Below are 16,358 nucleotides of genomic sequence, written 5' to 3' on the forward strand. Positions count from 1 at the left end.
CGCTCCTACAGGCGATGCAGGCGATGCGTTGCAACTGTGTCGGCGTGCTGGTGGCGTGGCTGTCGATGCGACGCGGTTGACGGTCCTTGCAGCAACGATGTGAGTCGCGACCCGGCCAGGTATCCGGTCGCGACTCACGTCGCTCCTACAGGCGATGCGGGCGGCGCGCTGCAATTGTGTCGGCGTGCTGGTGGCGTGGCTGTCGATGCGGCACGGTTGACGGTCCTTGCAGGAGCGNGGTATCCGGTCGCGACTCACGTCGCTCCTACAGGCGTTGCAAGACGGCGCTACAGCCGCTCGATCAGCGCCATCGCGGCGGCGGGGTTGCGTTCCTTGGCGGCGCTGATGAAGTAGACGAACACGTCGCGCGGCGCATCGCCGGAGCGGGGCGCTTCGACGTGCGGCAGGTCGGCGGGATCGCCGCCTTCGGCCCATTGCCGGGCGCGCCTGGCCCAGGCATCCAGTTCCGCGTCCGGATAGCCGCTGGCGATGTCGCTTTGGGTGCCCATCAGCCGCGCGTAGACGAAGTCTGCGGTGAGGTCGGCGAAGCGCGGATAGTCCGGCGAATCGGTGAACACCGTCGCCATGCCATGGCGACGGGCGAGGGCGAGGAAGTCCGGGGTGATGAAGGCCGGATCGCGCACGTCCAGCACATGGCGCAGGCGCCGGCCGGCGGCCTCGCGCGGCAGCAGGTCCAGGAACGCGGCGAAGTCGTCGGCCTCGAGCTTGCGCCCGGCCTCGAACTGCCACACCAGCGGGCCGAGCTTGTCCTTGAGTTCGGCGATGCCGCCGATGAAATCCTCCACCTGCACCCGGGTCTTCGCCAGCACCCGCGATTGCACGATCCGCTTGGGCGCCTTGGCCGAGAACAGGAAGCCGTCGGGGGTCTCGTCGCGCCACTTGGCGTAGGTCGCCGGCTGCTGCGCGCCGTAGTAGGTGCCGTTGATCTCGATGGCGGTGACGTGGCGGCTGGCGTACTCCAGTTCGCGCCGCTGGACCAGGCCGGCGGGATAGAAATTGTTGCGCCAGGGCGCGAACACCCAGCCACCGATGCCGACCCGGATGGCCTGGGGGGCGCCGTGGGCGCCGGAGAACAGATCAGTCATGCGGGCAGCCGGTCCGGTCAGGTCTTCCAGGGATCATAGCTGCCGAACCACCACAGATGACCCTCCGGATCCTTGCACGCATAGCCGCGCCCGCCGTAGTCCTGATCCGCCAGTTCGATGACGATCTCGGCGCCGGCGGCCTTGGCCCGGGCGTAGTGGGCGTCGGCGTTGGCGACGATCACGCAGGGGCTCTGGGTCTCGCGCCCGCCGGCGTCACCGGGCTGGACGATATGCCGCCCCCATTCGCCGCCGCCGGAGGCGGAGCCGAGCATGATCATGCCGTTGCCAAAGGTGAGCTGGGCGTGGTGGACGGTGTCGCCGTCGGCGTAGACCGCCTGGCGCTCGAACCCGAACGCCTCGCACAGCCAGTCGATGGCGGCGCGGGCGTCGCGATAGCGCAGGCAGGGGATGATGGTCGAGGTGGTGGAGGCTGCCAGGCTCATGCGGTGCTCCGGGGACAAGGGGCGACCGGCAGGATAGTCCGTGCCGCCGGGACCCCTGTGAAAGCATTCAGTTTGCGTTATCGTGTCGCCGTCCCGGACGCCCCCACCCATCGCCCGGTCTCCCTCCCGTACCGGAACTCCTCCATGCGCTCGACAGGAACCCTCCTGCTGGCTGCGATGGCACTGTGCAGCTTCTCCGCCGCCGCCCGCGACTATTGCAACGAATCCACCGATCTTCCGCCCACGGTCAACTTCCGGGTCGACAACGATCTGTTCGGCCACCAGGACCAGGGCTACAGCAACGGCGTGATGCTCACGCTGGTCTCGCCCAACCTCAAGGATTACACCGACGATCCCTGCCTGCCGCGGTTGGCCCGCTGGATCAACCGCCATCTGGACGCGCTGACGCCGGAAGGCTTCGAGCAGCAGAACATGGTGGTCAGCTTCGCGCACGGCATCTTCACTCCGACCGATCCGACCCGTCGCGACGTGATTCCCGATGACCGACCGTATGCCGGCGTGTTGCTGGCGAGCCTGGGCTACAACGCCCGCAATGGCGACCACCTGCGCACCACCCAGTTGCAGTTCGGCATCGTCGGCCCGTCCGCGCTGGGCAAGCAGGTGCAGAACGAGGTCCACAAGATCACCGGTGGCGACAAGTTCGAGGGCTGGGACAACCAGCTGCGGGACGAGCCGGTGTTCCGCATCGTGCACGAGCGCATGCGCCGGTTCGCCCCGGAACAGGAAGGCATCTGGAGCTGGGACGCGGTCGGCCACTACGGCGGCACGCTCGGCACGCTGACCACCTATGCCAATGTCGGTGGCGAAGTGCGTTTCGGCCGTTACCTGCCCAACGATTTCGGCAGCACGCCGCTGCGGCCGGCGGGCGAGAACACCGCGCCGACCGGCAGCCGGATTCCACCGGACGTGCTGGGCTTCCACATGTTCCTGACCACCGACGCGCGCTGGGTGCTGCGCGACATCACCCTGGACGGCAACACCTTCAAGGACAGCCACAGCGTGGACAAGCGGGCCTTCGTCGGCGAGTACGGCTATGGCCTGGCCTTCATGTACGGTCGCTGGAAATTCGCGTTGGCCCGCTACCACAGTACCCGAGAATTCGACGGCCAGAAGGAACGGCCGGTGTTCGGCAGTTTCACCATCAGCCGCACCTTCTGAGCGGCGCCACGGAGACAGGGATGGACTGGACCACGCCGGATCTCTGCGACACCCACCCCGACGTACAGGTCGCCGAGCCGCTGTTCCGTGGGTACGGCGGCCGGGTGGCTTTCCATGGCGCCATCGCCACGATGCGCTGCCACGAGGACAATTCGCGGGTGCGCGAACTGGCCGGCACGCCGGGGCAGGGACGGGTGATGGTGGTGGATGGCGGCGGCTCGCTGCGCCGCGCGCTGCTGGGCGATCAGATCGCGGCGACCGCGGCGCGCAATGGCTGGGCCGGATTCCTGATCCACGGCGCGGTGCGTGATGTCGAGGTGCTGGCGCAACTGGATCTGGGCGTGCAGGCGCTGGCCGCGCACCCGATGAAGACCGAGAAGCGCGGCCTGGGCGAAGTGGATGTGCCGGTGCGCTTTGCCGGCGTCGATTTCCATCCCGGCCATTGGCTGTACGCGGATGCCAATGGCGTGATTGTCAGCGCGCGGAAGTTGGTATGAGCGCGTGCAGGCGCCCCCCTGTGGGAGCGACGTAAGTCGCGATTCTTTGAAATGAAGGGTTCGCGACTTACGTCGCTCCCACAGGGACGATCATCGGTTTCCCGAGAGAAAGGGGCGGAAGGAAAACCCCTCCCGCCCGCCATCGATCACTGGATCGGTTCGTCCAGCATCAGTTCGCGCACGAAACGCACCGGCGGTGCGCCGTAGGACAGCACCTGGTCGTGGTAGGCCTTGGCGTTGAACTTGTCGCCGAGCTTGGCTTCCATCGCCTTGCGCAGATCGAAATGCTCCTGCGCGCCGACGAAATAGGTCGGCAGCTGCGCCGAGCTGAGCTGCGCACGGGTCCACTTGCCGGCGGCCTCGCGTTCCTGCTGGAAAGTCTGCCGGACCATCAGGTCCATCGCCTGGTCGCGGCTCCAGCCGTCCACGTGCACACCCTGATCGAGGATGGCGTTGCCGATGGTGCGCAGGTAGAACTTCAGCTGCACCAGCCGGAACAGCGGATCGTTGTCCAGGTAACCGGCGTCGGCCATCATCCGCTCGGTGTAGACCGCCCAGCCTTCGGCGAACAGGCCCGAACGCAGCACCGCTCGCAGGGTCGAGGGGAACTTGGCCGAATGCCAGCCTTCCAGATAATGCCCCGGCGTGCCTTCGTGGATGCTCAGCAGGTGGATCATCCGGCTGTTGTATTCGCGCAGGAACGAGTCGACCTGCGCCTGGCTCCAGTCTTCCGGAATCGGCGAGATCGCGTAGAAGGTCTTGAGGTTCTTGTCCAGCGGACCGGGCGAATCGCAGTACGCCACCGCCACGCCGCGCTGGAATTCCGGCATCGGGATGATATCGACCGGCGCGTCCGGCAGGGTCACCAGATCCTTGGCGCGGACGAAGTCGGTGGCCGACTTCAGCGCGGCCTCGGCATCGGGCACGACCTTGTCGCGCGCCGGGCGCTCGGCATAGGCCAGTTCCAGCGCCGCCTCGATGGCCTTCTGCTGCTGCTCGTCGCTGGGCGAGGCCGGCAGCGCGGGCGCACCCCGCTTGTCCTTCAGCACCTGCTGCGCGATCGCGTACATCTCGCCACGCACACGCTTGAGCTCACCCTCGGCGCGCTGCTTGATCTCCGCGCGCGACAGCGAGGAGAGCAGGGCGAACTTGAGCTTCTGATCGTAAATCTTCTCGCCGACCCGGAAATCGCCCTTGGCGTTGGGCACCAGGGTCTTGTCCAGCCATTGCTGGTGTTCCTCCACCGCCTTCTTCAGGGTCCCGGTGGCCGCGGCCAGTCGCTGCTGCTCGGCTTCCGGCAGTTCCTTCGCGTGCGGGGTGATGAAGCTGTCGACGATGCTGAGGATGCCGGCGTTCTGCTTGGCGACCGTCTCGGCGTGGATCTTCGGCACCCGCGCCGGATCCAGGTTGGCGCGGGCCTGCGCCAGCAGGGTCGGGATTTTCTCCATGCGGTCGATCGCCGACTTCAGGCGATCCGGCAGCGGCGCGAACTCGCGCGCCATCAGGTTGTACAGGGCGCCACCGGCCAGGCCGCTGTAGACCTGCGGATCCCAGGCCCAGGACTGCAGGGTCTCGTTGCCCCAGGCGTCGTATTCCAGCTGGTTGCGCAGGATCGCCGCGTCCACCTGGTTCTCGCGGGACAGCTTCGAAACATCCATCGCGCCCAGTTCGGCCAGCATCTTGCGGCTGAACTCCAGGCTCTTCTTCCGGCCTTCGGCGCTCAGGTCGTCGATCTCGCTGTCGTAGCGGTGTTCGCCAATCTGGGTGGCGCTGACCGGCGACAGTTGCAGCCAGCCTTCGAGCGCGCGCTTGGACAGGTCGGCGAAACGCGCGTCGGCCTGCGCGTCAGCCGCGGCGGCCGTGGCCGCGGGGGCATCGCCGGGGGCGGGTGCATCGGTCTTCTGGCAGGCGGCCAGGCTGGTCAGGAGGGCAAGGGCAAGCAGGCTGTGGCGCATCGACATTCTCGCGGCAGTGCACAAAGGACGGGGCCGACACCTTAGCCGCTGGGCCGCCCCGCCGCATCTGCCATTCGATTACCCTTGTGGCTCCGATGCCCACCAGCAGGAGCAAACGAAAGATGAAACACCAGGGAAGTTGCCATTGCGGCCGCATCGCGTTCGAGGTGGAAGGCGACATCGCCGAGGTCTACGACTGCAATTGTTCGATGTGCCGCCGCCGCGGCGGGCTGCTGTGGTTCGGACCGCGGTCCGGGTTCCAGCTGACCCGCGGGGAAGGCGAGGTGGGCACCTACACCTTCAACAAGCACGCCATCCAGCACCGCTTCTGCCCGAACTGCGGCATCGCCGTCTACGGCGAGGGTGACAACCCGAAGAGCGGGCCGATGATCGCCATCAACGTGCGCTGCCTGCCCGATGTGGAGCTGGCGACGCTGAAAGTGGTGCCGATCGACGGCGCGAGCTTCTGAGGACGCCCATGATCACCGGCAAACCTGTCCTGCGCGTGGGCGCGGGAGCAATGCTGGCGCTGCTGCTTGCAGCCGGATGCGCGCGCCACGAAAGTGGCGCCGCCGCCGCGCCGGCATCCGCCGTGCGCAATTCCGACGGCGCGATGCTGGCGTACGAACACGACGTGGAAATCCTGCTGGAGGAGAAGGCGATTCCCGACCGCCTCAAGGCCAGCCAGCAGGCCTGCGGCAGCGGCAAGTTCGGCCAGTGCAGCGTGCTGGAGGTCAGCCAGCAGGGAGGCGACCATCCGCGCGCCAGCCTGACCGTGCGCATCGTTCCGGAGGGCGTGGAGCCTTTCATCGCGCAGGCGGCGAAGGGCGCAGACATCGGCAGCCGCAATACCCGGGCGGAGGATCTGGCGCGGGCGGTCGGCGACAACCACCTGCTGCAGGACCGGCTTGGCCGCGAGCGCGAGCGCCTGCTCGAATTCCAGCAGCGCCGCGATCTGGCGGTGGCCGACATGATCGCGTTGTCGCAGCAGTTGGCCCAGGTCGAGGCGCAGTTGCAGGCGGCGCAGCAGGAAGGCGCGCAGCATCGCCATCGCATCGACACCCAGCGCGTGACCCTCGGATTCGTCCCGCCCGGCGGGCAGAGCGGGCGCGGCGAGATCCGCCAGGCGCTGCGCGATTTCACCGCCACCCTGTCCACTGGCACCGCGTGGACGATCCGGGCGGTGGCGTTCCTGATCCCGGTCGGGCTGGTGCTGTGGGTGCTGATCAGCCTGGTGCGGCGCTGGCGGCGCAGGAAAGCCTGATCGGAGCATCGCTTCGCCTTTCATCTTTCACGGAGAACCGGACATGTGGCATCGCATCGCGTTGACGGCAGCATTCCTCGTGTCCACGCCGGCCTGGGCCGGCTGCCCGCCGGAAGGCACGGACGCGGCGTCGCTTCGGCTGCTGAAAGAACAGAAGTTCGCGATGGAGGATGCGGCCGCGCGCGATGCGCTGGCGCTGGGACTGGTCGACTGCCTGTCCGATCCGGATCCCGAGGTGCGTGACGGTATCGCCTACGAGGCGATCACGGCGTGGCTGCGCGGCGACCAGTTGGCCGAACCGGTGCGCCGGCAATTGCTGGAGCGGCTGTACGCGCAACTGGACGGGAAGGATCCCGAAGGCTTCACCCATCCGTTTGCGGCGCTGATGCTGTCCGAGGTCGCGCGCACGGACCGCCTGCAACCCTGGTTGAGCGCGGACGAGCGCGCCGACATGGTCAAGCGCGCGACCCGCTATCTGGCTTCGGTGAACGACTATCGCGGTTACGACGCGAAGGAAGGCTGGCGTCACGGCGTGGCGCATGGCGCCGACTGGCTGCTGCAACTGGCGTCCAACGAACAGGTCAATCGCGACCAGGTCGAACAGATCCTGGCGGCGCTCACCTTGCAGATCGTGCCCGAGCAACCGCATGCCTACGTGTTCGGCGAACCCGGCCGGCTGGCCCGGCCGGTGATCTTCATCGCCCGTCGCGGATTGCTGGGCGAGGCGGAATGGCAGGCCTGGTTCACCGGCCTGCCGCAGCGCCTGGGCAATCAGGAACAGGCCTACCGCGACGTCGCCTGGCTGGCGCGCCGGCATGATCTGATCGCCTTCCTCGGCAGTCTTTACCTGGAAGCGGATCAGTCCGCCGATGCGAAGGTGCAGGCGCTCAAGCCGGCAGTGGTGGCGGGGATCAAGGCGGTGCCGTGAAGGCGACGTGAGTTCGCCAAGCCGGTCGCGATCAGGTTGTGAGGCACGCCGCGCCGGTGCGGTAGCGCGGGTTACGTTCTCGCGTGTAAACGGTTTTGTCTCTGGTCGCTCATGCGGACCCGGGCGTAGATTCGGGCAGGCGCGCAACGCGCTTCCATACGCCAACCGGGGATCGCCTATGCAACGGAACCGTCTGTCCTTCTTCGTGCGTTGTTCCCTGGTGTTGATGGCGGCCACGCAGGGCGTCGCCGCACAGGACGCCACCACGCAGCAGCAGGCGCCGCCGGACGCCGGACAGACGGAAGCGACCACCCTGGATCAGGTCACCGTGCTCGGCTCGCGCCGGGTGGTGCGCAGTTCGGATACGCAGTCGCCGGTGCCGGTGGACGTGATCCCGATGGCGCAGGCGGCCGAGCAGGGCGCCCAGTTCGACCTCGCCCAGACCCTGCAATACACCGCACCCTCGCTGATTTCCACGCGCCAGACCGGCGCCGACGGCGCCGACCTGATCGACGGCGCCGCATTGCGCGGGCTGGGTTCGGATCAGACCCTTGTGCTGGTCAACGGCAAGCGCCGGCACACGGTGTCGCTGGTGAACATCTACGGTGCGCGCGATCGCGGCAACACCGGCACCGACCTGAACTCTTTGCCGATGCTGGCCATCGACCGGGTCGAGGTGCTGCGCGACGGCGCGGCCGCGCAGTATGGTTCCGACGCGATCGCCGGGGTGATGAACATCGCCCTGAAGCGTCGTGCCGGTTGCGAGGCGATCGCCGGCTGGGGCCAGTACTCGCGTGGCGACGGCGAGAACTGGATCGCTTCGGCCTACTGCGGCCTGGCCCTGTCCAACGGCGGCCACTTCGCGGTGACCGGCGAATGGCAGGACCGGGATCGCTCCAACCGCGCCACCGCCGAGAATCCGCTGCGCATCATCGGCGACAGCCAGGTCAAGAACAAAACCCTCTACCTCAACGGCGATCTTCCGCTGACCGAATCCGCCGAGTTCTACTTCACCGCCGGCATGCAGGATCGCGATGCGTCATCGGCGGCGTTCGCGCGCGAGGGCATCGGCTCGGAGGACATTCCCTCGCGCAATTCGGCGGCGATGTATCCGGATGGCTTCGTGCCCTTCATCAACGGCGATCTGCAGGATCGCTACAGCATCGCCGGCCTGCGCGGCGACATCGGCCAGTGGCATTGGGATGTCTCGCACACCTACGGTTACAACGAACTGCGCTACACCATCGACCATACCCTCAACGCGTCCATCGCCAACCAGGATCTTCTCAATGGCGGCGCCGGCATCAGCCCCAGCCGCTTCGACGCCGGCGGTTTCTCGTTCAAGCAGAAGACCATCAACGCGGACGTGTCGCGCTACTTCGACAACGTGCTGCACGGCCTCAACCTGGCCTTCGGCGCCGAGCACCGGCGCGAGGACTACCGCATCCGCGCGGGCGAACCGGGTTCCTATCTCGACGTGGACGGCGCGGGCGAGGGCGGCAATCCGGGCAGCCAGGGTTTTCCGGGATTCCAGCCGGGCGACGTGACCGACAAGCATCGCGACAGCTGGGCCGCGTACGCCGATGTGGAAATCGACTTCACCGAGCGCTTCATGCTTGGCCTGGCGGCGCGCTACGAGGACTACAGCGATTTCGGCAACACCCTCAACGGCAAGCTGGCGATGGCTTTCCGGGTGAGCGACGCGTTTCTGTTGCGCGGCTCGGTGAGCACCGGTTTCCGCGCGCCCTCGCTGCAACAGAAATATTTCTCCTCCACCATCACCGATTTCATCAGCGGCGAACCGGTGGATGTGGTGATCGCGCCCAATGGCGGTGCGCTCGCCAACCTGGCCGGGATTCCCGCGCTGAAGGAGGAAACCTCGCGCGGCGGCACCCTGGGCTTCACCTGGTCGCCGACCGCGGCGGTATCGATGACCCTGGATGCCTACCGCATCGAGATCGACGATCGGGTGGTGCTGAGCGGCGAGTTCGACACCAGCGATCCGGTCATCGGCGCGGCGCTGGAGGCGCTGGACGTGGGCCTGGCGCGTTTCTTCTTCAATTCGGTGGACACCCGCACCACCGGCGTGGATCTGACCCTGTCGTGGGAGGCGCAGGCGGGCGCGGGCAAGCTCAGCACCTACCTGGCCGCCAACTACAGCAAGACCGAGGTGACCCAGGTGCATACGCCGCCGGCGCTCGCCGGTCGGGAGGAGGTGTTGCTGTCGCCGCGCGATCGCCTGTTCGTGGAAAACGGCGCGCCGCGCAACAAGGCGGTGCTGGGATTCGACTACGCGCTGGAGCGCTGGGACTTCGGCATGAAGATCATCCATTTCGGCTCGCAGACGCTGGGCACGTTCTCCGGCCCGCCGGTGCCGGACCAGCATTACAAGGCCAAGACCTCGGCGGACCTGAGCATCACCTACAGCTTCACCGACAACGCCAAGTTGACCCTCGGCGGCGCTAACGTGTTCGACGTGTTTCCAACCCGGCAGGACCCCAACGAGACCGACAACGGCCACATCTACGAGAGCGTGCAGTTCGGCCTGAATGGCGCGTCCTATTTCGCGCGCTTCTGGTATCGCTTCTGAGCCGTAGCGGGCGGGTGGATTTCAGCGGCCCAGCAGATCCGCCGGAATCGGCGGCAACGGCGTGCGCTCGTCCTCGGCCTCGGCCTTCAGCCAGTCGATGAAGGCCAGCGCGGCCGGACGCGGCGCCTTGTGCGAGGGATGCACCACGTAATAGGCGAAGCGCGCCTTCAACGACGGGCCGGGCAGGCGGATGAGTTCGTAGCGTTGCAGGTAAGGCTGCGCGATGACCCTGCGCGCCAGCGCCGCGCCCACGCCGTAGACGCTGGCGCGCATCACGTCGGTGCTGTCGCTGAAACTGTGCATCTCCGGCAGTCGCAGGCCGCGCACGCCGGCCGCGCGGAACCAGTCGCGCCAACCCTGCAGGGCCAGATCGGTGACCAGCGGCAGGCGGGCGATGTCGCGCGGCGTCCTCACCGCCTCGACACCCGGCAGGCCCGGCGAGGCGACCGGGAACAGTTCGTCGTCCATCAGGTGCTGCGCGGTCAGACCCTGCCACTGGCCCGGACCGTGGCGGATGCCCAGGTCGGGGCCGCCCTCGTCGAAGCGGGTGAGCGCGGTGCCGGTGTCCAGTTGCAGGCGGATATGCGGATGCAGCGCGGTGAAGCGCGGCAGCCGCGGCACCAGCCAGCAATAGGCCAGCGAGTGCAGGGTGGTCACCCGCAGCACCGAAACACCGTCCGCATGGCGCAGGTTGGCCGCGACTCCCTCGATGTCGGTCAGCGCGGCGGTGGCCGCGTCCGCCAGTTGCCGGCCCTCCTGGGTCAGCTTGACCCCGCGCGCGTGGCGCTGGAACAGGGCCACGCCCAGCAATGATTCCAGTTTGCGGATGTGGTGGCTGACCGCGCTGGCGGTCAGGTGCAGTTCCTCCGCGGCATGGGCGAAATTCTGGTGCCGGGCGGCGGCGGCGAACACGCCCAGGGCGGGCAGCAGGGCGGGGCGCAGATTCATGAGGAGACATCAACCAGATTTGTGGCTTGCCCGCATAATATGCGCTTGCGGGCCTTGTGGCGCGCGCCAGAATGGCCGAGACACAAAACAGGTGAACGGCGATGGCGGGCAACGGCGCGGTGGCGGATGCGAGCAAGGCGGGTTCGCTGGGAGGCGGGATGACACGTGACTGGCGAACCCCGATCGAATTGCTGGTCCTGGGCGCCATCTGGGGCAGCTCGTTCCTGTTCATGCGCATCGCGGCCGAGCCCTTCGGCGCGTTCGCGCTGGTGGATATCCGGCTGACCCTGGGCGCGCTGGTGCTGCTGCCGTTCCTGTGGCGCGACCGCGCGGTGTTCACCCGCGCGATGTGGCCGAAGCTGGCGATCATCGGGCTGATCAACTCGGCCATCCCGTTCCTGCTGTTCGCCTGGGCCGCGCAGCGTTCGCCGGCCGCCATCGGTGCGATCTGCAACGCGATGACGGTGCTGTTCGCCGCGCTGATCGGCTTCCTGTTCTTCGGCGAAAAGATCGGTACCCGCCGTGCCATCGCGCTGCTGGTGGGCTTCGGTGGCGTGGTGTTGCTGGCGACCAGCAAGGCCGGCGGCATCAGCGTCGGCATGGCGGTGGTTGCAGGCTCGACCGCGGCGCTGCTGTACGGCGTGGGCGTCAACCTGGTTCGTCGCCACCTGGGCGGCATTCCGCCAGCGGCCGCGGCCGCGGCCACACTGGGTTGCTCGGCGCTGCTGCTGGCGCCGTTCGCCGCCACCCACTGGCCGACGAACGCCATCTCGCCGCTGGCCTGGGGCAGCGCGATCGCGATCGGCGTGCTCTGCACCGGCTATGCCTTCCTGCTGTACTACCGCCTGATCCAGCGCATCGGCGCCGCCCGCGCGGCGACCGTGACCTACCTGGTGCCGCTGTTCGGCGCGGCCTTCGCCTGGCTGTTCCTGGGCGAGCCGGTGACCCCGGCGATGCTGGCCGCCGGCCTGCTGATCCTGGGCAGCGTCGCCTTCAGCCAGCGGGCGCCGAAGCCATGAACGACATCGCGACGGCCGCGCAGAAGCGGGTGGTGTTCGATTTCGAGATCGACTTCAGCAATGGCGGTGGCCTGCAAGGGCAGGACTTCCGCCTGGATTTGCACGGCGACGACATCGAAGACGCCGCGCTGGCCGACTACATCGTGCGCGACCTGCGCCTGCTGATGGTCGGCGCGGTGCGCATCCGCAACAAGCGCATCATCCGGGAAGCGCACAAACGGACCGAAGGCGACGCCTGAACCCCTGGCCTGACCGTTTCGCTCGCGCCGACGTACACTGCGGGCGGATTCGGTTTCCGGGACATGCGATGAAACGTTGGCTGGCAGGGGGATGGACGGTGCTCGCGCTCGCTTCGCTGGCACAGGTGCCGGTGAGCGCGCAGGACGCGCAGGACGCAACCTCACAGGCGGTTGATCCGTTGTTCGTGGCGCCAACGGCATCCTTGAATTCGGAACAGATCGCCTCGTTCCAGCAGCGCCTGATCGACTGGCCGCAGCTGGCGCGCTACCGCGAGGACAACGCGGCGCTGCCGCCACCGGCACCCGGCGAACAGCGGGTGGTGTTCTACGGCGACTCGATCACCGATGGCTGGGGACGCGTGGACGGCACCGCGTTCTTTCCCGGCAAGCCCTACGTCAATCGCGGCATCTCCGGGCAGACCACCGCGCAGATGCTGGTGCGGTTCCGCCAGGATGTGATCGCCCTGAAGCCGGCCGCCGTCGTCATCCTCGCCGGCACCAACGACATCGCGGGCAACACCGGCCCGGCCACGCTGGACATGATCGAGGACAACCTGCGTTCGATGACCGAACTCGCGCGGGCCAATGGCATTCGCGTCGTACTGGCCTCGGTGCTGCCGGTCAGCGACTATCCGTGGCGACCTGGCCTGCATCCGGCCGGCAAGGTCCGGGAATTGAACGCCTGGATGCTTGGTTACGCGCGCGACACCGGCGCGGTCTACCTCGACTATCACGGCGCGATGAGCAATGCCGAAGGCGGACTGGAAGCCCGCCTGGCGGCGGACGGCGTGCATCCGACTCCCGCGGGCTATGCGCTGATGGCTCCGCTGGCGCAGCGGGCCATCGACGAGGCGCTGGCGAGATAGGGAATTCGTCCGGGCTATCTATTGTCTTTTCAATTGATCAATCGCACTCAGGATTTTTGCCCCCAACTGTGGGCTCTGAGGGCAATTAAGGTTGTTTTTCCGTGAAGTGCAGGTGCGAAGTGCTGCGATGAACTCGCGGAACTGTGAGGATGTGTCCTGCGTAATCGTTCCTAGGATATGTGTGGAACCCTGGCCTTTTGAAGATCTGATATAGACGTCAATATTCAGTTCGTCTTTGACCATGTCGGCGTGAACGTCGACGCTCTGCGCTCCTTCCGAAAAAGAAGCGATTTTTGGCCTGCTTGAGGAATTCGGGTGATCGCCCGCATACACTCTCAATACTTCATCCCCATTTTCGCCCTTCCGCAAGACGTGGATTCCAAAGTCGGAAGGCACAAAATAATGTGCGGATATTCCAGTTGGAAGGCGGGAGCAACTGTTGAAAAAATAAAGGTCGCACGGATACTTCCATGCAACATCTTCACGAGTGGACGTGGCTTGGGAGGGGAGGGGTAGGGCAGATATGAGAAGAAGCGCCAGGGTCCTCGTCATTTCTCTTTCCTGTGAGTGTTCTTGCCGGAGTTAATGATCTGCTCAATGCTGGAAGAATCAACTTCACCCGGGACCTTGTTCATTATGTTGTTGCCATGCGTCGGGTTGGGCTTTCCAGTGATCGGATCGTAGAGATCTTCCAGGCCGGCATTGTGGCCAAATTCATGGACTGGAACACCTTTATCTCGAAATCTATCGGTGACATCGATTTCAATCTTCTTTCCTCCAACTTCGGCATTGCTTCTTCCGCTCGCAGTGGACGGGGCCGGCCCCGCTGTGAGAAGAACATCATTTCTGGCCTTTCTTGGGGTCGATTTTGTGATTCCAGTGATCTCGACCCTGACCGATGCATTCTTTCCATTTACTGCATATTCACCGGACATTCCAGAAACAATATCTTTCACCTTGGATATGTTTTCCACGGTCGCCGCATCTCCCCGAAATTTTGCGGGGAACTGGATAGTGTAGCTCCCATCCTTGTGATGGATGACGATGGCCGATCGTCCATCAGGGTCGACAAATCGATACGGGTTATTGTTTGCGTAGTTGTATCGGTTGAAGTTCGTTCCGTTGTTTTTGGCCTGAACAGGATCTACAGAGAGGAATCTGGCATCTGCATTGGATGTTATGGCTCCAAATGCGGAAAGAATCATCAATTTCTTTGTTATTGAGATTTTCATGACAGAGGTTTCTTCGGGATCTATCGTCTTTATTTCATAGGGCGACCATTTGTCAATGCGTAGGCTTGGGGATTGGCTTGGTCATGCATGTCCATGTGAGTGAAGCTGGCACTACCCCGATCGGCAGCGGGCCTTTGATGAGAGCGGACGATTGGGGAAACTTGATGTTGAATTGCAGCATCCAAAGGTCAGGCAAACAGACCGTCGCTGGCGACCAGCACTTCACTGCGCTCGGCCGCCTTCTCCACCGCCGCGCGCAGCATCGCAGGCGCCACGTAGGTGCGGTGCACGCGGTCAATCAGGGCCAGGTAGACGTGGCCGAACGGGTTGCTGCAACGGACGCGGGTGCCGAGGCTGATGTCGATGCGATCGTCGGACACGATCCGCACACCCACGCAGGAGCGGAATACCAGATGGCGATCGTCCGCGCCCAGCACCACTTCGGCGAGGCGATCGCCCTGTATCACCTGCTGCGCCAGCACCGGGAAGCGGTCCAGGAACAACCGATCACGCTGCGGCGACAGCAGCGATGACACCGGGCAGCCCAGCGGCGAGGTGCGCAGCCGCAGCGGCCTGACCAGCACGTTGCGCAGTGTCATCAGCGCGCTGACGCCCGCGGGCCGATGCTGCAGGAAACCGTCCAGCACGTCGGCCAGCACCCGCGACGCGCGCAGGCCCATGAATCCCTCTCCACGCACGCTCAGCACGAAGGTGTCCTGATGGTGGAATTCACCCGCGAGTTCCTCGCGCAGCAGCGAGTGCGGGAGAGGTTCCGCCAGCGCGCTCACGCGCGGACCGCGTCCGGCGATGTAGCCGCGCGCATGCCGCCAGCGGGATATCGCGCCGCGCAGGTTGCCCAGCACACCACGCACCCGCGCGCACAGGCGTTGCCGGGAACTGCCGGGCGCGGCGTCGAAGGCCAGCGCGACGGTGGGGATGGCGGCGGCGTCCGGCGGCATGTCTTCCAGCAACGCAAGCACCGCATCCGGCAGCAGCTCTGTCAGCGAAGCGAGGTTGGCGTCGCCGCTGAGCACGCGATCGCGTTCGGCCTGCGGCAAGGGACCACCCAGTTCGTCGGTGTGGCAGGACAGCGCGAAGAACACCGGGTGGGTGGAACCGGCGTGCGGCGCGGCGAACTGGTGCCAGGCGCCATCGCCGAAGCGGACGGTGAACAGGCTGTCCGGCGGCAGCCGCACGTGGTGCAGCGCGTCGATGAAGCTGTGCGGATCGGCGGCGATCTGCGCGTCGGAGGCGGTGGAGAAGCGCAGCAGCGCGCCCGCGCTGCCGGTGACCGCGGTGAATACCCGGTGGCCGGCGTGGCGGTGGAAGGGATGGCCCTGCGGACCCACCGCGAAGGTATAGAGCGCGGTGGCGTCGCCCTTGTCGAAATCGGTACCGGCCAGCCTGGTCGAGGGTTCGTCGAGTTCGTCGATGAAATGGGGATGGGCGCGCTGGCGCGCGGTGGCTTCGGCATACATGCGGTCACCGGCGCCGTGACCGAGCTGCGCGATCAGGAACACCTCCACCGGAAGTCCTCCCGTGCGCGAGCGGATGCGCGCATGGGGAAAGGTGGCAACCGGTTCGGTGGTGCTGGCCATCGTGCGGAATCCTGTCGTGCTGGGCGGGGGAACTTCAGCGGGCCTTGGCGGTGCGCCGGCGCGCTTCGCGTTTCAGCGGCCCGGCGGTGGGGCAGATCTCGAAGGCGAATCCGGTGAGGGTGTTGACCAGGCTGTCCGGCACCAGCCGGTAGAACACGTACTGACCACGCCGCTCGCTGCTGACCAGCCCGGCGTTCTCGAGCACCGACAGATGCCGCGAGATGGCCGGGGCGCTCATCTCGAAGCGCTCGGCAATCTCGCCGGCGGTCAGTTCCTGCGCGGACAAGTAGGCGAGGATTTCCCGGCGGGGGCGGGACGCCAGCGCTTCGAAGATGCGGTCGACGGCCATGTAATGATTTAACCAATTAACGTATTGGTTAAATATCGGGCGCGCCCACCGGCATTGTCAAGCCCGCTCCCGGCCGTTGGTCGGAATGCAGGCGCGGCGGTGCTCCCTCCCTGAAATGCAAAGCCCCTCTCCGGGAGGGAGAGGG

General features: G+C 66.2%; 17 protein-coding genes. 9 read left to right on the plus strand and 8 right to left on the minus strand.

Annotation, left to right across the window (positions count from 1 at the left end; translation table 11 throughout):
* Nucleotides 1–287 precede the first annotated feature (287 nt).
* The gene (locus ACTJI2_RS16990) at nt 288–1,106 is read right to left on the minus strand and encodes a DUF72 domain-containing protein (protein ID WP_440842820.1); all 819 of its coding nucleotides are present in this window, start codon (nt 1,104–1,106) and stop codon (nt 288–290) included.
* A 17-nt stretch (nt 1,107–1,123) separates the two neighbouring features.
* A complete protein-coding gene (locus tag ACTJI2_RS16995) occupies nt 1,124–1,549 on the minus strand; it encodes a VOC family protein (protein ID WP_183638418.1) in 426 nt (141 codons plus the stop codon).
* 144 nt (nt 1,550–1,693) lie between these two features.
* On the opposite strand from ACTJI2_RS16995, the gene ACTJI2_RS17000 reads away from it, so the two are divergent.
* Nucleotides 1,694–2,728 carry a lipid A deacylase LpxR family protein gene (locus tag ACTJI2_RS17000; RefSeq protein WP_220094201.1) on the plus strand — a complete coding sequence of 345 codons (1,035 nt, stop codon included), beginning with the start codon at nt 1,694–1,696 and terminating at the stop codon, nt 2,726–2,728.
* A gap of 20 nt (nt 2,729–2,748) precedes the next feature.
* Complete coding sequence (rraA, locus tag ACTJI2_RS17005) at nt 2,749–3,225, plus strand: ribonuclease E activity regulator RraA (RefSeq protein ID WP_440842821.1); 477 nt, start codon at nt 2,749–2,751, stop codon at nt 3,223–3,225.
* A gap of 146 nt (nt 3,226–3,371) precedes the next feature.
* On the opposite strand, the gene ACTJI2_RS17010 is transcribed toward rraA, so the two are convergent.
* Complete coding sequence (locus ACTJI2_RS17010) at nt 3,372–5,180, minus strand: DUF885 domain-containing protein (RefSeq protein WP_440842822.1); 1,809 nt, start codon at nt 5,178–5,180, stop codon at nt 3,372–3,374.
* A 122-nt stretch (nt 5,181–5,302) separates the two neighbouring features.
* Here ACTJI2_RS17010 and ACTJI2_RS17015 point away from each other — a divergent pair, with 122 nt between their 5' ends.
* The 4 genes from ACTJI2_RS17015 (at nt 5,303) to ACTJI2_RS17030 (ending at nt 9,962) form a co-directional block, all read left to right on the plus strand.
* A complete protein-coding gene (locus tag ACTJI2_RS17015; RefSeq protein ID WP_440842823.1) occupies nt 5,303–5,650 on the plus strand; it encodes a GFA family protein in 348 nt (115 codons plus the stop codon).
* A gap of 8 nt (nt 5,651–5,658) precedes the next feature.
* On the plus strand, nt 5,659–6,444 hold the full coding sequence (locus ACTJI2_RS17020; RefSeq protein ID WP_255443140.1) for a DUF4349 domain-containing protein: 786 nt from the start codon (nt 5,659–5,661) through the stop codon (nt 6,442–6,444).
* A 43-nt stretch (nt 6,445–6,487) separates the two neighbouring features.
* A complete protein-coding gene (locus ACTJI2_RS17025) occupies nt 6,488–7,372 on the plus strand; it encodes a DUF2785 domain-containing protein (RefSeq protein ID WP_440842824.1) in 885 nt (294 codons plus the stop codon).
* A gap of 178 nt (nt 7,373–7,550) precedes the next feature.
* Nucleotides 7,551–9,962, plus strand: a complete 2,412-nt coding sequence (locus ACTJI2_RS17030) for a TonB-dependent receptor plug domain-containing protein (protein WP_440842825.1) — start codon at nt 7,551–7,553, stop codon at nt 9,960–9,962.
* 21 nt (nt 9,963–9,983) lie between these two features.
* Here the strand turns inward: ACTJI2_RS17030 and ACTJI2_RS17035 are convergent, their stop codons facing one another.
* Complete coding sequence (locus ACTJI2_RS17035; RefSeq protein ID WP_183638404.1) at nt 9,984–10,910, minus strand: LysR substrate-binding domain-containing protein; 927 nt, start codon at nt 10,908–10,910, stop codon at nt 9,984–9,986.
* Between the two features lie 158 nt (nt 10,911–11,068).
* Here ACTJI2_RS17035 and ACTJI2_RS17040 point away from each other — a divergent pair, with 158 nt between their 5' ends.
* The 3 genes from ACTJI2_RS17040 (at nt 11,069) to ACTJI2_RS17050 (ending at nt 13,034) form a co-directional block, all read left to right on the plus strand.
* Nucleotides 11,069–11,929: a DMT family transporter gene (locus ACTJI2_RS17040; RefSeq protein WP_183641137.1), complete on the plus strand. Its 861-nt coding sequence runs from the start codon at nt 11,069–11,071 to the stop codon at nt 11,927–11,929.
* A complete protein-coding gene (locus tag ACTJI2_RS17045; protein WP_192199301.1) occupies nt 11,926–12,168 on the plus strand; it encodes a cyclase in 243 nt (80 codons plus the stop codon). Before ACTJI2_RS17040 ends, ACTJI2_RS17045 begins: the two co-directional genes overlap by 4 nt.
* A gap of 68 nt (nt 12,169–12,236) precedes the next feature.
* Nucleotides 12,237–13,034, plus strand: coding sequence for an SGNH/GDSL hydrolase family protein (locus ACTJI2_RS17050; protein ID WP_440842826.1), 798 nt, complete (start codon nt 12,237–12,239; stop codon nt 13,032–13,034).
* 18 nt (nt 13,035–13,052) lie between these two features.
* Here the strand turns inward: ACTJI2_RS17050 and ACTJI2_RS17055 are convergent, their stop codons facing one another.
* From ACTJI2_RS17055 to ACTJI2_RS17070, 4 genes are all read right to left on the minus strand, one after another.
* On the minus strand, nt 13,053–13,586 hold the full coding sequence (locus tag ACTJI2_RS17055; RefSeq protein WP_440842827.1) for a hypothetical protein: 534 nt from the start codon (nt 13,584–13,586) through the stop codon (nt 13,053–13,055).
* Nucleotides 13,583–14,266, minus strand: coding sequence for an RHS repeat-associated core domain-containing protein (locus ACTJI2_RS17060; protein ID WP_440842828.1), 684 nt, complete (start codon nt 14,264–14,266; stop codon nt 13,583–13,585). The genes ACTJI2_RS17055 and ACTJI2_RS17060 overlap by 4 nt, the downstream gene beginning before the upstream one ends.
* A gap of 188 nt (nt 14,267–14,454) precedes the next feature.
* Entirely contained in the window at nt 14,455–15,864 is a 1,410-nt protein-coding gene (locus tag ACTJI2_RS17065; protein ID WP_440842829.1) for a DUF2867 domain-containing protein, read from the minus strand.
* A 34-nt stretch (nt 15,865–15,898) separates the two neighbouring features.
* A complete protein-coding gene (locus ACTJI2_RS17070) occupies nt 15,899–16,213 on the minus strand; it encodes a metalloregulator ArsR/SmtB family transcription factor (RefSeq protein WP_183638387.1) in 315 nt (104 codons plus the stop codon).
* Nucleotides 16,214–16,358: the final 145 nt, after the last annotated feature.

It is taken from the genome of Pseudoxanthomonas sp. 22568, from assembly GCF_052044485.1.
In the GTDB taxonomy this organism is placed as follows: Bacteria; Pseudomonadota; Gammaproteobacteria; order Xanthomonadales; family Xanthomonadaceae; genus Pseudoxanthomonas_A; species Pseudoxanthomonas_A beigongshangi.

What these genes read in the sequence shown, in the direction of transcription:
- ACTJI2_RS16990 (WP_440842820.1), bottom strand. Translation starts at nt 1,106, where the DNA reads ATGACTGATCTGTTCTCCGGCGCCCACGGCGCCCCCCAGGCCATCCGG.
- ACTJI2_RS16995 (WP_183638418.1), bottom strand. Translation starts at nt 1,549, where the DNA reads ATGAGCCTGGCAGCCTCCACCACCTCGACCATCATCCCCTGCCTGCGC.
- ACTJI2_RS17000 (WP_220094201.1), top strand. Translation starts at nt 1,694, where the DNA reads ATGCGCTCGACAGGAACCCTCCTGCTGGCTGCGATGGCACTGTGCAGC.
- rraA (WP_440842821.1), top strand. Translation starts at nt 2,749, where the DNA reads ATGGACTGGACCACGCCGGATCTCTGCGACACCCACCCCGACGTACAG.
- ACTJI2_RS17010 (WP_440842822.1), bottom strand. Translation starts at nt 5,180, where the DNA reads ATGCGCCACAGCCTGCTTGCCCTTGCCCTCCTGACCAGCCTGGCCGCC.
- ACTJI2_RS17015 (WP_440842823.1), top strand. Translation starts at nt 5,303, where the DNA reads ATGAAACACCAGGGAAGTTGCCATTGCGGCCGCATCGCGTTCGAGGTG.
- ACTJI2_RS17020 (WP_255443140.1), top strand. Translation starts at nt 5,659, where the DNA reads ATGATCACCGGCAAACCTGTCCTGCGCGTGGGCGCGGGAGCAATGCTG.
- ACTJI2_RS17025 (WP_440842824.1), top strand. Translation starts at nt 6,488, where the DNA reads ATGTGGCATCGCATCGCGTTGACGGCAGCATTCCTCGTGTCCACGCCG.
- ACTJI2_RS17030 (WP_440842825.1), top strand. Translation starts at nt 7,551, where the DNA reads ATGCAACGGAACCGTCTGTCCTTCTTCGTGCGTTGTTCCCTGGTGTTG.
- ACTJI2_RS17035 (WP_183638404.1), bottom strand. Translation starts at nt 10,910, where the DNA reads ATGAATCTGCGCCCCGCCCTGCTGCCCGCCCTGGGCGTGTTCGCCGCC.
- ACTJI2_RS17040 (WP_183641137.1), top strand. Translation starts at nt 11,069, where the DNA reads ATGACACGTGACTGGCGAACCCCGATCGAATTGCTGGTCCTGGGCGCC.
- ACTJI2_RS17045 (WP_192199301.1), top strand. Translation starts at nt 11,926, where the DNA reads ATGAACGACATCGCGACGGCCGCGCAGAAGCGGGTGGTGTTCGATTTC.
- ACTJI2_RS17050 (WP_440842826.1), top strand. Translation starts at nt 12,237, where the DNA reads ATGAAACGTTGGCTGGCAGGGGGATGGACGGTGCTCGCGCTCGCTTCG.
- ACTJI2_RS17055 (WP_440842827.1), bottom strand. Translation starts at nt 13,586, where the DNA reads ATGACGAGGACCCTGGCGCTTCTTCTCATATCTGCCCTACCCCTCCCC.
- ACTJI2_RS17060 (WP_440842828.1), bottom strand. Translation starts at nt 14,266, where the DNA reads ATGAAAATCTCAATAACAAAGAAATTGATGATTCTTTCCGCATTTGGA.
- ACTJI2_RS17065 (WP_440842829.1), bottom strand. Translation starts at nt 15,864, where the DNA reads ATGGCCAGCACCACCGAACCGGTTGCCACCTTTCCCCATGCGCGCATC.
- ACTJI2_RS17070 (WP_183638387.1), bottom strand. Translation starts at nt 16,213, where the DNA reads ATGGCCGTCGACCGCATCTTCGAAGCGCTGGCGTCCCGCCCCCGCCGG.